This is a genomic window from Cupriavidus alkaliphilus (assembly GCF_900094595.1).
GTDB classification, from domain to species: Bacteria; Pseudomonadota; Gammaproteobacteria; order Burkholderiales; family Burkholderiaceae; genus Cupriavidus; species Cupriavidus alkaliphilus.
Map to the genome: position 1 here is coordinate 169598 of NZ_FMAD01000012.1, position 14631 is coordinate 184228.

Consider the following 14631-nt stretch of genomic DNA (forward strand, 5'->3'; position numbering starts at 1 on the left):
CGCTCAGTACGGCACGGCCACGCCGTTCTCGATCCTGACGCGATCGCCGATGCGCATCTGGTAGGCATTGGACTGGGTCAGCGTCAGGTAGGCGTTGTCGCTGGTGCGCACGCGCACGCGGTAGGCCGGGGCACTGGTGCCGGTCCGCTTCTCGACCTCGTTGCCGGCCACCGCGCCCACCACGGCGCCGCCGATGGTTGCCACGGTATTGCCGCGCCCGCCGCCCACCTGGTGGCCCAAAAGCCCGCCGACGATGCCGCCGACCACGGCGCCCGCGCCGCTGGTCGATGGCGGCTGGCCCGGCACCACCTCGATGCCCTCGACCCAGCCGTAGCGCACGCCGTAGGCCTGGTTGCCGTAGCCGTTGCCATAGCTGCCGTCCTGGTACGACGGCTGGGGATACGGCTGCTGCGGATACGAAGACTGCGGGTAGTCCTGCTGCGGATAGCCTTGCTGCGGGTAACCCTGTTGCGGATAGCCCTGCTGCGCCGGGTAACCGCTGATGGTGGTGCCGCTGCCGTAGCCAGTGCTGCCGTAGCCAGTGCTGCCGTAGCCGGTGTTGCCGTAGCCCCCGCCATACCCTGCGCCATAGCCGTTGTCGTAGCCATACGGCGTGGCACACCCGGCCAGCGCACCGGCGCCAAGCACCGCAAGCACAACCGAACGAAGGGGGATGGACATGTCAGGACTCCTGCGCGCTGCGCGTGTTGGGGAATGCGCGCGAGTCTAGGGCCGCCGCCGGCCAGCGGGTGTCACCGGAGCTTGTGATTGGTAACCGCCTGTAACGGCCTGCGATGCCGCCGCGGCGATGGTCAGCCGCGCTCCGCGCCGTCGTCGTTGAACTGCGTGATGCGGGCCACGCGGAACGCGCCGCGCAGCGATTCGAGTTCGGTCCGGTGCAGCATGGCCAGGCGGTTCAGGTAGCGCTCGCCCTTGGCGGTCAGGTGCACCTGCACCACGCGGCGGTCTTCGGGGTTGAGGCGCCGCTTGACCAGCCCGGCAGCCTCGCAGCGATTGACCAATGCCACCACGCCGTGCTGCTTGGCCTGCAGGCGCTCGGCCAGTTCGCCGATCGAGGCCCAGTCCTTGTCGGCGCAGCCGCGGATATGCAGCAGCAACAGGTATTGCTGCACCGTCAGCCCTTCCTCGCGCGCCGCGTCTTCCGAAAACCGCAGGAAGCGGCGCAGCTGGTAGCGGAAGTCGGACAGTGCCTCGAAGTCGGCCTTGGTAAGCGGAGCGGGATGCGGCGACGAGGCGGACTTGCTGGGCATGGGCGGCAAAAAAACGCGAAAGGGAATGAAGGCGCGGCAATGCGCGCAAGCCTCCGGGCGGGGCGCTCGCAATTATAGGGGCCGCACGGCACACCGGCAGCCGATCCCGCTTTGCGCCGTGCACGCGCCCGGCTATGGCAGAATCTGTGCGGTTGCAGACACCTTCACCCGTCACCGGAAAACGCACCGATGTTCTCGGAAATCGCTCTCTTCTTGCTGGATACCGTCTTTACCCTGTTCGGCATGGCGCTGCTGCTGCGCGTCTGGATGCAGCTGACGCGGCTGCCCACGCGCAACCCGGTCTCGCAGGGCGTGTTCCAGATCACCGACTGGCTGGTGCGGCCGCTGCGCCGGATCATCCCCGGCGTGGGCGGCATCGACTGGGCCACGATCCTGGCCGCCTGGCTGACCGCGGTGGTGTTCCTGGCGCTGGTCGCGCTGATCAGCGGCATCGACCTGCCCGGCTTCGTGCCCGCCATGCTGCTGACTGCCGTGCTCTATGTGCTGAAGTGGTCCATCAGCCTGGTGATGTGGGTCACGCTGCTGATGGCGATCCTGTCGTGGGTCAACCCGCATTCGCCGATCACTCCGGCCATCGACCACCTGACCGCGCCGGTGCTGCGCCCGATCCAGCGCGTGGTGCCGCGCCTGGGCGGCTTCGATATCTCGCCGCTGGTGCTGTTCGTGATTGCGCAGATCCTGCTGATGGTCCTTGCCCGGCTGGGCGCTGGCATCATCGGCCTGCACTGACGGAATCCGCGGCGCAGGACCGGCGCCACGCCTTCACCGACTGCGCCCTCAACCCGCGGTGCGCGCCTCGCCCGGCGCGAGCCCGTCCGCGGCGGCATCCAGCCCGGCCTCCCGCGCCGTCTCGGCGTCCCCCTCCGGCGGCAACTCCGACACCATCATCGATTCGATCGCTTCCATGAAGGCGCGCACCTTGCGCGGCTGCAGGCGCCGGTCCGGCAGCAGCGCGAACACGCGCAGCGGCGGCAGCGGATAGTCAGGCAGCACGCGCACCAGCCGCCCCTGTGCGACCTCGGCCTCGCAATAGATCACCGACAGCCGCGCGATGCCCAGCCCCGCCAGCGCGCCCTGCAGGCGCAGTTCGGCGTTGTGGGTCTGCATGCGCGGGCGGATCGGCACCGATACGGTCTGGTCGTCGCGGGTGAATTCCCACACCGTGTCGCCAGGCGTGGTCAGGGTCGGCATATTGGCCAGGTCTTCCGGGCGCAGCTGCGCCGGCAGGCTGGCCGCCAGCGCCGGCGCGGCGAACAGGCCGCGTTCGACGTGGTAGATCCGGCGCGCCACCGTGCCCGAATCAGGCAGGTCGGCGTCGACGATGACAAAGGCCACGTCGAAGCCGTCGCGGATCGGATCGACCAGGCCCTGGGTGATTTCCACCGCCACATCCAGCGCGGGGTGTGCCGCCAGCGTGCGGCAGATCACGCCGCCGAGCTGCTGCGCGCCGAATTCATAAGGCGTGGCGATGCGCAGCACGCCCTGCACGCGCTCTTCGCGCGCCAGTGTTTCCTGGCGGATCTCGCGCAGCCGCGCGAACAGCGGCGCGACGTCGCGATAGACCGCCTTGCCGGCATCGGTGAGACGCATGCGGCGCGTGGTGCGCTCCAGCAGCTTGGCGCCGATGGCGGTTTCCAGCCGCGCGACCGCGGCCGACACGCGCGACTTGGGGCAGTCGAGCTGCTCCGCCGCGGCCGTGAACGTGCCCTGCTCGACCACGCAGCAGAACGCCTCCCAGTCATTCCATTGGATTGTTTCGTTCACCGGACAATGTTTCCCTGACAACCTGTAGTTCTCGACGGTGGGCCTACATTATGCTTGAGCGATGCAACAAACGCCTGTCCTGGCTGGATCGGACGCGCCAGCCCCCGCCATTCCAGCCATTCCCGCCCCAGCCGCCCTCGGCACCACTACCTCCAAGCGCCCGCGCATGCAGATCGCCAGTCACCCCGAGATGGGTCACTGGCGTCTTTCATTGTTCGGTCTGACGCTCGGTCTGGTGACCGGCATCGACTTCTCGTCCACGCTGATGATGGGCGTGGCCAGCCAGCATATCCAGGGCGGGGTCGGCGCCGCGCCGGAAGACTACCTGTACGCGATCTCGGCCTACGCCGCCACCGCGGTGCTGATGAACATGGTGCTGGACCAGGTCGCGCGCCGCATCACGTACAAGCGCTTCACCATGGTGTCGCTGCTGGTGTTCATCGCCGGCTCGCTGATTTGCGCGGAGTTTGCCAGCCCGGCCGGCCTGATCACCGGCAAGGCGGTGCAGGGGCTGGGCGCGGGCGGCCTGTTCGCGGCCTCGCGCATCCTGGTGCAGCTGGTGTCGACGCCGGCCGAGCGCGCCCCGCTGATGCTGCGCTTCGGCGGCGGCGCGTTCTCGATGCTGGCGATCACGCCGTGGCTGACCAGCATCTTCCTGGACGATATCGGCTGGCGCGCGGTGTTCCTGTTCCAGGCCGGCATTGCGCTGCCGGTGCTGTTGTCGGTCGCGCTGACCTACCCCGCGCGCGCGCCGCGCGATCCGCATCCGCCGGTGTCGACGCTGGACTGGCCCGCGGCCATCGCCGCCGCGCTGGGCGCGCTGGTGTTCCTGCATACGCTGCAGGAAATGCGCTACACGCGCTTCTTCAGCTCGCTGGAGATGCCGCTGGCCGCGCTGTGCGGCGTGGCGCTGTTTGCCTTCAGCGGCTGGCGGCTGTATCGCCATCCGGACCCGTGGATCGACTTCTCGCGCCTGGCGGGGCGCCAGTACCTGTACGGCCTTGGCTTCTACACCCTTTACTACCTGCTGTCGTCGGCGTGGTCGTTCCTGCTGCCGACGCTGACGCAGACCGGCCTCGGGCTGACCTTCCGCACCACCTGCATGCTGCTGTCGACCAGCGGCACGGTCTCCGCCATCGGCGCCATCGTGATCACGCTGGGCATGGCGCTGGTGTTCCGCAAGCGGCGCGTGATCGCGATCGGCTTTGTCGTCTACGCCTGCGCGGCGATGCTGCTGTCGACCCGGCTAATGCCGGGCGCGCCGGACTACGCGCTGGTGCCGGTGGTGCTGCTCGAAGGGCTGACGCCGGTGCTGCTGATGGTGCAGGTGGCGTCGATGACCTACCTGGAAGTGCCGGTCGAGGATTTCTCGCACGCCTACCAGTTCAAGAACGTGTGCAAGCAGATTGCCTCGGCAATGGGCACCGGGCTCGCCAGCGTCTTCATGCAGGACGGCCTGGCGCAGCACCGCACCCACCTGGTCGAGCACATCACCCGCTTCAACCCGGTGCTGCAGATGCCCGACGCGCTGTCAGCGGCGGGACTGGCCAAGCTTTCGCAGGAAGTCGACCGGCAGGCGACGCTGCTCGCCGGCATGGACCTGCTGCATGGCTTTGCCGCGCTGTGCGTGGCGGGCGCGGTGTTCGTGCTGGCGCAGCGCAGCTTCCGCTAAAGGCCAGGCGGCTGGCGGGCCGGGCCTGTCCGGGCCCGGTACTGGCGCAATGTCGGCATTTCCTCTACCCTTTCGGCCTTTCCGTGCCAATCCGGCGAACCGCGCCGGGCTACGCAGATGGCCAGTCCCACCGATTCCCGCCAGACCCCGCCGCCAGCATCGCCGACCGCCGACAGCGCCGCCACGCCCGAAAAGCCGAGCGACAGCTATGTGCAGTCCTTTGCACGCGGGCTGTCGGTGATCCGCGCCTTCAACGCGCAGCACCCGGCCCAGACCCTGACCGAAATCGCCCAGGCCAGCGGCCTGACGCGCGCGGGCGCGCGCCGCATCCTGCTGACGCTGGTGGGGCTGGGCTATGTGCAGGCCGACGGGCGCCTGTTCCGGCTCACGCCCAAGATCCTGGACCTGGGCTTTGCCTACCTGACCTCGATGCCGTTCTGGAACCTGGCCGAGCCGATCATGGAGACGCTGTCGCAGCAGGTCCATGAAAGCTGCTCGATCTCGGTGCTGGACGGCACCGAGATCGTCTACGTGCTGCGCGTGCCGGCGCGCAAGATCATGACCATCAACCTGTCGATCGGCAGCCGCCTGCCGGCGTATTGCTCGTCGATGGGACGGGTGCTGCTGGCCGGGCTGAGCGAGCCCGAGCTCGACAGCGTGCTGCGCGCCACCGAGCTGCGCGCGCGCACCGGGCGCACCGTGACCGACGTGGACGCGCTCAAGGCGATCGTCGCCGATATCCGCCAGCGCGGCTGGGCCCTGAACGACCAGGAGCTGGAGGAAGGGCTGGTATCGCTGGCCGCGCCGATCCGCAACCGCGCCGGCCACACCATCGCCGCCATCAACATCAGCGGCCAGGCCAACCGCACCAGCGCGCAGGAAATGCTGGAGCGCTTCCTGCCTCCGCTGCTCGACGCCTCCGAGAAGATTTCCGGGCTGGTCGGGCTGCGCACCTGAGCGCAGCCGCGCCGGCTCAGACCACTGCGGGCAGCTCGACGCTGCCGAACTCGGCCGAGCGCGTGCCGTCCAGCGGCCGGTTGCTGGCGCCGAAATACGCGAACGCCACCGACAGCTTGACCGCATCGGACGCATTGCGGCCGGCCGCATGGAACAGCCGGCTATCGAAGCACAGCACATCGCCGCGGTGCAGCGCCAGCGGCTGCGCGGCATCCAGCAGCGGCTGGCTGGCCGGGTGCGCTTCGATCAGGAATTCGGCGGGGTCCAGCTGTCCGGGTTCGAGCCTGGCCTGGTGCGAACCCGGGATGACGCGCAGCACGCCATTGCGCTCGTCCTCGTCGCCCAGCGCCAGCCACACCGTCACCAGTTCCGGCCGCGCAAACGACCAGTAGCGGGTATCGCGATGCCAGCCGGTCTGGCTGCCGTAGTGCGGGTGCTTGGTCATCACGCAGTTGTGATGCGCCAGCGTGATGCGGGCGGGCTCGCCCAGCAAGGCCTGCACCACCGCCACCAGCTTCGGATCGCTGGCCCAGCGGCGGAACACCGCATCGCGCCCGTAGGCCTGGCGCAGGCGCCTGACCGTGCCGCCGCCGGCGGCGTCGCGCGTGGGCGGGGCACCCGGATAGCCGAGATCGGCCTCGAATTCCACCGGCGGCACCGCCGCGGCGAGATGCTGGCGCGTCACCGCCTCGAGCGCCGCGCACGCCGGCTCGTCGGCAAAGCCGCGCAGGATCACAAAGCCGTTGGCGTGGAAGGCCTGCACCAGGCGCGGCAGCGCGCCGGCATCGGCAGACAGGGTGGAAGCGGGCAGGTCGGCGCAGGGATCCAGCGAGGTCATTGCAGCAGGCGCGGCGCACGGCCGCGCAAAGAGGCGAAAAGAGAAACTGGGCCGCGGTGGCCCGACAGGCTCATGATGCCAGAACCGGCGCCATCTGGCGCAGGCGCCGCTTCCGCAGCCTGCCGGACCGCGCCAGGACATCGGCCGCCTGCGTACGGCAACAGACGGTAACGCATGCCGGACGCGCCGCTACAATGCGCTGGTCTTTGCCCGATAATTCCTGCATCAACCGCGTTTTTTCCAGGCCCTAGCGCCGAGGTCCCACGTGACTGCACGCCCCCGCATCGTCGCTTCGCTGGCCGAGGCCCGGGCCCAGCTGGGCCGCATTGTCCTTGGCAAGCCTCAGCAGGTGCGGCTAGCGCTGGCCTGCATGCTGGCACGCGGCCACCTGCTGCTGGAAGACGTGCCGGGTGTGGGCAAGACCACGCTGGCGCATGCGCTGGCGCGCACGCTGGGGCTGCACTACCAGCGCGTGCAGTTCACCAGCGACCTGTTGCCGGCCGACCTGATCGGGGTTTCGGTCTTTGTCCGCGATGCCGGCGAATTCCGCTTTCACCGCGGCCCCGTGTTCGCGCAGGTGGTGCTGGCCGACGAGATCAACCGCGCACCGCCCAAGACCCAGAGCGCGCTGCTTGAGGCGATGGCCGAGGGGCAGGTGACCCATGACGGCGCCACGCACGCGCTGCCGTCGCCGTTTTTCGTGATCGCCACGCAGAACCCGCTGGAGCAGATCGGCACCCATGCGCTGCCCGAATCCCAGCTGGACCGCTTTACCATGCGGCTGTCGCTGGGCTACCCCGACCCCGCCTTCGAGCGCGTGCTGTACCTTGGCGGCGCCAGCGCGGCGGAACTGCCGCCGGTGATGGATGGCAGCCAGGTGCTGGCGCTGCAGGAAGCGGCCGCGCAGGTGTACGCCAGCCCGGCGCTGGTCGATTACGCGCTGGCGCTGGTGCAGGCCACGCGCAGCCACGGCGGCTTTGCCGCGGGACTGTCGCCACGCGCCGGGCTGGCGCTGCTGGCGTGCGCGCGCGCCTGGGCGCTGCTGGCACAACGGGACCTGGTGCTGCCCGAAGACCTGCAGGCGGTGTTCATGGCCGTGGCCGCGCACCGCCTGTTGCCGGCCGGCGCCGGTGGCCACGCCGCCGTCGACGGCCAGCTGGCCGCGCTGCTGGCCGGCGTGGCGATCCCCTGAGCGCCATGGCGGCGCGCAAGGGCGTGCTCGGCGGCGTGCCACGCCTCGCCCGGCGCCGCGCCGCAAGCCGGCGCCCTGCCGGCGGTGCGGGCGGCGTGGTGATGCTGGACCGCCGCCATCTCTACATCCTGCCCACCCGCGGCGGCGTCGGTTTTGCGGTGGTGCTGGCCGCGATGCTGATGACCTCGCTGAACTACAACATCAGCCTGGGTTTTGCGCTGACCTTCATGCTCGCCGGTATCGGCATGTCATGCATGTGGCTGGCCTACCGTAACCTGCTTGACCTCGCCGTGGCCGCGGGGCCGGTGGCGGCGGTCCATGCCGGGCACGACGCCGTGTTCCACCTGCGCGTCGACAGCCGTGGCGGCGACGCGCGCATCGGCATCGAGGCCCGCTTGTCCGCCATGCCGGAAGTCGCCGCCGCAACGCTGACGCTGGATGCCAATGCCAGCGGCATGCTGGCGCTGCACGTGCCAGCGCCGCGCCGCGGCCGTCTGGCGCTGCCGCGCGTGACGATTGCCAGCCGCTTTCCGTTCGGCCTGTTCCATGTCTGGAGCCACGCGGACCTGGAATTGTCGACGCTGGTCTACCCCGCGCCGGAAGCCGACGCCCCGCCGCCGCCGCCCGCGCACCGCCCCGACGATGACGACGACGCGCACGCTGCCCCCAGCACAACGCACAGCGACGACGGCATCGACCAGTTGCGCCGCTACCGCAGCGGCGACCCGCTGCACCGCATCGCCTGGAAGCACAGCGCGCGCACCGGCCGATGGCTCAGCCGCGCCGGCGATCCGCCGCGGCAGCCGGCGCGCTGGCTGGACTGGCACGCGCTGCCCGCCGGCATGGAGGCCGAGGCCCGGCTGTCGCGCCTGTGCGCGTGGCTGCTTGCCGCCGGCGACGAGGCCGAGATTGGCCTGCGCCTGCCCGGCGTCGAACTGCCGCCGGCGCGCGGCGCCAGCCACCGGCGCGCGTGCCTCGAGGCGCTGGCCTTGTGGCCACAGCGGCCTGGCACGCACCGCGCTGTGGAACACGCATGAAACCCGCGCCCCGGCCGCTGCGGCATGAAGACCATGGCCTGCTGCTTGGCCAGCTGGCGCTGGTGCTGGCGCCGCAGGCGCGCACGCTGCCGGTGGCGGTCAGCCTGCTGCTGGTGCTGTTGCTGGCGTGGCGCTGGCTGCTGTGGCGGCGGCGCGCGCCGCTGCCGTCGCGCTGGATGCTCGGCACCACCGCGATGCTGGTGCTGCTGGTGGCATGCGCGCTGGTGTGGCAGGACGGTGGCGGCATCGGGCGCGAGCTGGCGGTGGCGTTGCTGGGCGCCTTTGTCATCCTGAAGCTGCTGGAATGCCGTGCGCTGTCGGACGCGACCCTGGTCACGCAGCTGTCGTTCTACCTGCTGCTGACGCTGTACCTGTCCGACCAGCCGTTCTGGCTGGCGCTGTACAGCCTGGCCATCGGTGCCTGGGTACTGCGTAACTGGCTGCTGCTGCATCATCCCGAGGCGCGCAGCCGGCTGGCGATCTGGCCGCTGCTGGGACGCATGGCGCTGCTGGGCTTGCCGTGGGCGCTGGCGTTGTTCGTGCTGTTCCCGCGCCTGGAGCACCCGCTGTGGCAGCTGCCCCAGTCCACGCAGAGCGGCACCACCGGCATCAGCGACACCATGCGCCCGGGCAGCGTGGGGCAACTGATCCGTTCGCCCGAGATCGCCCTGCGTGCCGAAATCGCCGGCCCGCCGTTGCCGGCGTCCGCGCTGTACTGGCGCGCGCTGGTGCTGTGGGAATACGACGGCACCACCTGGCACCCCTCACGGCTGCGGCGGCAGCAACTGGCGCCGGCGGCCGGCGCCGGCGGCACGGCCGGCATCGACATCAGCATCACGCTGGAACCCAGCCGGCAGCGCTGGCTGTTCGTGCTCGACCGAGGTCAGGCACTGTCTGCCGGCGCGGATGCCGGCATCACGCCCGATGGCGAATTCATGGCGCGCCGGCCGGTGGAGCAACGCATCCGCTATCGCACGCATTCCACGCTGTCGCCGCCGGCCGAATCGTTGCCGCCGGCCACGCTGCGGCTGGCGCTGAGCCTGCCGCCGGGCAACCCGCGCGCCCGCGCACTGGCCGCGCAATGGGCACAGCGCCATGCCGATCCCGCGGCGCGCGTGCAAGCCGCGCTGCGGCTGTTCGCGGCAGCACCTTTCGCCTATACGCTTACTCCCCCACCGCTGGGAGCCGAACAGATCGACAGCTTTGTGTTCGACACGCGGCGCGGCTTCTGCGAGCACTACGCCAGCAGCTTCGTCTTCCTGATGCGCGCCGCCGGCGTACCGGCGCGCGTGGTCACGGGCTACCAGGGCGGCGAGTACAACCCCATGGCCAACCACTACGTGGTGCGCCAGTCCGATGCGCATGCGTGGGCCGAAGTCTGGCTCGACGGCCGCGGCTGGGTACGCGTGGACCCGACCAGCGCGGTCGCGCCCAGCCGCATCGAGCAGGGGCTGGATGCGGTGGTCGGCAACGAAGCCGCTGACTGGCGTCCGTCGCGGCAGCCGGCATGGCTCAAGGATTTGCGCTGGGCCTATGAAGGCATGGTCTACACCTGGCAGCGCTGGGTGCTGCAGTACGACCATGCGCGGCAGCAGCGGCTGCTGCAGGCGCTCGGCACCAGCGCCGGTGCCGGACCCTTGCTGGCGGCCGTGCTTGGCATGCTGTGCCTGCTGGCGCTGGTGCCGCTGTGGCGGCGGCGCGCGCCCGCGGATCCGGTCGGTGCGGCCTATGCGCGCTTCTGCGCGGTGCTTGCCCGCCACGGCTGTGCGCGCGCGCCGGCCGAAGGCCCGCAGGATTTTGCGGCGCGGGCCAGCGCGCAACTGCCGCGCGCCGGCGCGGCGATCGCAGCCGTCAGCGCCGCCTATGTCAGCCTGCGCTACGGCAACCTGCCGGCCGAAACGCAGGCGCAGGTCCTGGCGTCGATGCGGGCCGGCATCCGCGGGATCTCGGCGGCATTGCGCCGATAACGGGCGGGCGCAACCAGGGCGCGCCGGTCACGCGGCAGGCCACACTGATCGCTTGCGAGGATCTCTATCGTCTGATTGCCGGACTGGCTGGAACGGCGCCGGCTGCAGGCTACGCTCGGGGACTGCGGAAACAACTGGGAAGATCAGGGGAGAAGCGAAGGCACCGCGCGCGAAGGGTGGGCGCGGACGGCTCGCAGTGCCGGCGAACGCGGCACCGGCGAAGATCCTGCTCAGAACAGCGACAGCTGGCGCATGCCGAAACCGATGGTCTCTTCCACGCGCGCACGGGCGTGGGCCAGCGAGCCTTCCGCGCCGGAGTAGTTGCCGGCGGCCCAGTGGTAGACCACCGGAAGCTCGCCGCGTTCGGACAGGCGCACTTCGCCAAGCTTGTCGCCGCGCTCGTTGCGGTAGAAGTGCGAACGGTAGCCGCGCTCCCAGTGCGGGGCGACCTCCTTCTTGCGCCGCCGGGGCTTCGGCGCGGAGCCGGTGGCAGACGTCGTGGACGTCAGTCGCCGCGCTCTATCGGTACCCGGCATCGGGGCACGGGTGAAATCCAACTGCATAGACTTCCTCTTTGTCGATTCAGCAGAACCAGGGCCGGCGGGGGCTGCCGCCGCATGCTTCGTGCATCGCAGTCGAGATGATACCTGCTGGCGCGCTTTCTGTAAGTAGTTCGTTGCGCTGAATCCCGCCTCCGGTAAGGCTTAGCGGGCCGTATACCTGCACGTATACCCCCTCGTAAACGTGGCGGTATACGTGCGGGTATACGACCCGCGATGACGTCAAAGCCTTGCTGGTTAACGGCTCGCGGGCACGCAGCGGTGCCCGCGAAGATCAACCCAGATCGAGCGGAATGAAGATGCGCGCATCATCGCGCTGCACCAGCAGCGCCACCTGCTTGCCCGATTTGCCCACCAGCGTGCGCAGCTGATCGACCGAAGCGATCGGCGTACCGTTGAGCGACAGGATCACGTCGCCGGGCTGGATGCCCACGCGTGCGGCGGGACCGGTCACGTCCTCGACCACCAGGCCGCCTTCGATACCGCTTTCGCGCTTCTCCGCCGGCGACAGCGGGCGCACCGCCAGCCCCAGCCGGCCGTTGGCCTCCTTGCCGCCCGCTTTTTGCGCAACCGCCTGGTCCCGCGCCGTGCCGACCGTCACCGACAACGTCATCGGCTGGCCCTTGCGGATGATCTTCAGCGAGCTCTGCGTGCCCGGCTTGATATCGGCGACGTGCTCCGGCAGGTCGCCCGAATGATCGATCACGTCGTTGTCCAGCTGCACGATGACGTCGCCCGGCTTCAGGCCCGCGCGCGCAGCCGGACTGTCAGGCTCGACCGAGTTGACCAGCGCCCCGGTCGGCTTGGGCAGGCCGAACGACTGCGCCAGCGCCTGGTTGACCTCCTGCACGCTGATGCCGAGACGCCCGCGCGTGACCTTGCCATGCGCCACCAGTTGCTGCTGCACCTTGGTCGCCACGTCGATCGGGATCGCGAACGACAGGCCCTGGTAGCCACCGGTCTGGCTGTAGATCTGCGAGTTGATGCCGACCACCTCGCCACGCTGGTTGAACAGTGGACCGCCCGAGTTGCCGGGGTTGACCGCCACATCGGTCTGGATGAACGGCACATAGGTGTCGTCAGGCAGCGAGCGCGATTTCGCGCTGACAATGCCCGCGGTCACGGTGTTCTCGAAGCCGTAAGGCGAGCCGATCGCCAGCACCGGCTCGCCCACGCGCACCTGCGACGGATCGCCCAGGCGCACGGTCGGCAGGTCCCTGGCATCGATGCGGATCACTGCCACGTCGGTCTGCGGGTCGGTCCCAAGCACCTTGGCCTTGAACTCGCGGCGGTCGGTCAGCTTGACGGTCACTTCCTGCGCGCCGTCGACGACGTGCGCATTGGTCAGGATCAGCCCATCGGGGCTGACGATAAAGCCCGAGCCCTGCCCGCGCACCAGTTGCTGGGGGCCACCCTGCGGCCCCTGGAACTGCGGGCCGAAGCGCTTGAAGAACTGGAACAGCGGATCGTCCGGATCGATGCCGGGCGGCATCTGTACCGACGTGCGCTGGGCGCGCGCGGTCACGCTAATGTTGACCACCGCGGGTCCGTACTGAGCGACGATGCCGGAGAAGTCCATCGGCCGGGCCACGGCAGCCGCCGGCTGTGCGGCCGCTGCCACGGGAGCGGGAGCCGCGTAGCCCGTGGGGATGACTTCTCGCTGCAGATAGGCATAGCCGCCGCCGAGCGCGGCCAGGGCCGCGATACCGACGGCGGTGCGAGCAATGGTCTGGCGCATCATAGGTGTTCCTTTCCTTTTTTAGCATCCGGCGTCGGCACGATGCGACGCAACACCGTCATGCTAGCGACCAAGACTTAAAACAGACTTAAGGCTTGTGACCCGACGCCCGGCTACGCGCCATCTGGTCACGACGTGAAAATTTATCTTGCGCACAATCTAATTGCGTCTAATATATAGACATGGAACGCGAAAACGAAGCCGCCACCGACTGGCTTTTGCTGGATCACCAACTATGCTTTGCGCTGTATTCGAGCTCGTTGGCGATGACCAAGCTGTATAAGCCACTGCTAAGTGAGCTCGGGCTTACTTATCCGCAGTATCTGGTCATGCTGGTCTTGTGGGAGACGGAAACGTTGTCGGTCTCGGAACTCGGCAAGCGCCTGGCGCTGGATTCGGGCACGCTCACGCCACTGCTGAAGCGGCTCGCCACCACGGGCCTGGTGACCCGCACGCGGGATGCGACTGACGAACGCAGGGTCCTGGTCAGCGTGACTGACGCCGGCCGCGCACTGCGCCAGCGCGCGACGGGGATTCCTGAAAAGATGTTGTGCGCCACGCAATGCCCGGTCGAAGAGATCCAGGCGCTGACGCGGCGCTTGCATGCACTGCGGTCGACGCTCGAACAAGCGCGAACCGATTCCAGCTTGCCGGACTGACGGCAGGCATTAATGATGGCGCCCCTGCGGGCAACCAAACCGGAGCCTTAGATGAAACTCGAGAAAGTCGTATATACCGCCCATGCCACCGCCACCGGCGGCCGCGATGGCCGTGCCACCACGGCCGACGGCCAGCTCGACGCCAAGCTGGCGGTGCCCAAGGAAATGGGTGGTGCCGGCAACGGGCTGAATCCGGAGCAGCTGTTCGCTGCCGGCTATTCGGCCTGCTTCCTGGGTGCGATGCGCTATGTCGCCAGCCAGCAGAAGATCAACGTGCCCGCCGATGCATCGATCCAGGGCGCGGTCGGCATCGGTCCGATCCCGCAGGGCTTCGGCATCCAGGTCGAACTGAAGATTTCCTTGCCGGGCTTCGAGCGTGAAGCGGCCGAGAAACTGATCGAGCAGGCGCATCAGGTGTGCCCGTACTCGAACGCGACCCGCGGCAATATCGACGTTACGTTAACCCTGGTCTGAAGCGGCAATTCAAAAGAGAAAACGGCCCGCATCGCGCTTGCGATGCGGGCCGTTTTTCTTTGATATCACGCCGTCTGCGCCTCCGCGTCGAGGGCAGGCAGCTGCGCGCAAAATGACCGTTTCTGCGCCGAACTCAGGCGTTTGATCTCGATTTCCGCCTTCAACGCTTCCGACTTGGTGGCGAAGCGCAACTGGCCGAGCACGCGAATCGGCTTGCGCGAGCGCGTATATTTGGCGCCTTTTCCGGACTGGTGTTCGGCAAAACGGCGCGCCACGTCCGTGGTGATTCCGGTGTAAATGGAATCGCCGGTGCATTCGAGCAGGTAGAGATACCAGGCGCAGTCAGCGGACATGGGCGGAAATGGTGAGCTGCGGGAATGGTATTACGGCGTGACGGCAATGGCGAGCACGGCGTTTTCGCCGCGCCAAAGACAAAACCCCTCGCAGCACACGCTGTCGAGGGGTTTTGCAAGATAAGAGC

15 protein-coding genes are annotated in these 14631 nt (G+C 68.9%); 8 read left to right on the forward strand and 7 right to left on the reverse strand.

The window, feature by feature from the left end:
- Positions 1–3: 3 nt before the first annotated feature.
- Both GA0116996_RS23100 and GA0116996_RS23105 read right to left on the reverse strand, forming a co-directional pair.
- Positions 4–681: a glycine zipper 2TM domain-containing protein gene (locus GA0116996_RS23100; RefSeq protein WP_092316241.1), complete on the reverse strand. Its 678-nt coding sequence runs from the start codon at positions 679–681 to the stop codon at positions 4–6.
- A gap of 131 nt (positions 682–812) precedes the next feature.
- A complete protein-coding gene (locus tag GA0116996_RS23105) occupies positions 813–1271 on the reverse strand; it encodes a MarR family winged helix-turn-helix transcriptional regulator (RefSeq protein WP_092316243.1) in 459 nt (152 codons plus the stop codon).
- A gap of 189 nt (positions 1272–1460) precedes the next feature.
- Here GA0116996_RS23105 and GA0116996_RS23110 point away from each other — a divergent pair, with 189 nt between their 5' ends.
- Positions 1461–2021, forward strand: coding sequence for a YggT family protein (locus GA0116996_RS23110; protein WP_018004782.1), 561 nt, complete (start codon positions 1461–1463; stop codon positions 2019–2021).
- Between the two features lie 48 nt (positions 2022–2069).
- On the opposite strand, the gene GA0116996_RS23115 is transcribed toward GA0116996_RS23110, so the two are convergent.
- Positions 2070–3056, reverse strand: coding sequence for a LysR family transcriptional regulator (locus GA0116996_RS23115; protein ID WP_092316245.1), 987 nt, complete (start codon positions 3054–3056; stop codon positions 2070–2072).
- Positions 3057–3117: 61 nt separating this feature from the next.
- Here GA0116996_RS23115 and GA0116996_RS23120 point away from each other — a divergent pair, with 61 nt between their 5' ends.
- Together GA0116996_RS23120 and GA0116996_RS23125 are read left to right on the forward strand one after the other, a co-directional pair.
- Positions 3118–4728, forward strand: coding sequence for an MFS transporter (locus GA0116996_RS23120; RefSeq protein ID WP_092316247.1), 1611 nt, complete (start codon positions 3118–3120; stop codon positions 4726–4728).
- 117 nt (positions 4729–4845) lie between these two features.
- Positions 4846–5685 carry an IclR family transcriptional regulator gene (locus GA0116996_RS23125; protein ID WP_092316249.1) on the forward strand — a complete coding sequence of 280 codons (840 nt, stop codon included), beginning with the start codon at positions 4846–4848 and terminating at the stop codon, positions 5683–5685.
- A 16-nt stretch (positions 5686–5701) separates the two neighbouring features.
- Here GA0116996_RS23125 and GA0116996_RS23130 read toward each other — a convergent pair whose 3' ends face one another.
- Positions 5702–6523, reverse strand: coding sequence for a phytanoyl-CoA dioxygenase family protein (locus tag GA0116996_RS23130; RefSeq protein ID WP_092316251.1), 822 nt, complete (start codon positions 6521–6523; stop codon positions 5702–5704).
- A gap of 265 nt (positions 6524–6788) precedes the next feature.
- On the opposite strand from GA0116996_RS23130, the gene GA0116996_RS23135 reads away from it, so the two are divergent.
- From GA0116996_RS23135 to GA0116996_RS23145, 3 genes are read left to right on the forward strand one after another with little or no spacing between them, the layout of a single operon-like run.
- Positions 6789–7715: an AAA family ATPase gene (locus GA0116996_RS23135; RefSeq protein WP_092316253.1), complete on the forward strand. Its 927-nt coding sequence runs from the start codon at positions 6789–6791 to the stop codon at positions 7713–7715.
- Positions 7716–7720: 5 nt separating this feature from the next.
- A complete protein-coding gene (locus GA0116996_RS23140) occupies positions 7721–8752 on the forward strand; it encodes a DUF58 domain-containing protein (RefSeq protein WP_092316255.1) in 1032 nt (343 codons plus the stop codon).
- On the forward strand, positions 8749–10719 hold the full coding sequence (locus GA0116996_RS23145) for a transglutaminase TgpA family protein (RefSeq protein WP_092316257.1): 1971 nt from the start codon (positions 8749–8751) through the stop codon (positions 10717–10719). Before GA0116996_RS23140 ends, GA0116996_RS23145 begins: the two co-directional genes overlap by 4 nt.
- Positions 10720–10949: 230 nt before the next feature.
- Here GA0116996_RS23145 and GA0116996_RS23150 read toward each other — a convergent pair whose 3' ends face one another.
- Both GA0116996_RS23150 and GA0116996_RS23155 read right to left on the reverse strand, forming a co-directional pair.
- Positions 10950–11282, reverse strand: a complete 333-nt coding sequence (locus GA0116996_RS23150) for a hypothetical protein (protein ID WP_018004792.1) — start codon at positions 11280–11282, stop codon at positions 10950–10952.
- 271 nt (positions 11283–11553) lie between these two features.
- Positions 11554–13020, reverse strand: coding sequence for a DegQ family serine endoprotease (locus GA0116996_RS23155; RefSeq protein WP_092316259.1), 1467 nt, complete (start codon positions 13018–13020; stop codon positions 11554–11556).
- Positions 13021–13199: 179 nt separating this feature from the next.
- On the opposite strand from GA0116996_RS23155, the gene GA0116996_RS23160 reads away from it, so the two are divergent.
- Both GA0116996_RS23160 and GA0116996_RS23165 read left to right on the forward strand, forming a co-directional pair.
- Complete coding sequence (locus GA0116996_RS23160) at positions 13200–13676, forward strand: MarR family winged helix-turn-helix transcriptional regulator (protein WP_092316261.1); 477 nt, start codon at positions 13200–13202, stop codon at positions 13674–13676.
- Positions 13677–13727: 51 nt separating this feature from the next.
- The gene (locus GA0116996_RS23165) at positions 13728–14150 is read left to right on the forward strand and encodes an organic hydroperoxide resistance protein (RefSeq protein ID WP_092316263.1); all 423 of its coding nucleotides are present in this window, start codon (positions 13728–13730) and stop codon (positions 14148–14150) included.
- A 65-nt stretch (positions 14151–14215) separates the two neighbouring features.
- On the opposite strand, the gene GA0116996_RS23170 is transcribed toward GA0116996_RS23165, so the two are convergent.
- Complete coding sequence (locus GA0116996_RS23170) at positions 14216–14503, reverse strand: GIY-YIG nuclease family protein (RefSeq protein WP_092316265.1); 288 nt, start codon at positions 14501–14503, stop codon at positions 14216–14218.
- Between the last annotated feature and the right edge of the window lie 128 nt (positions 14504–14631).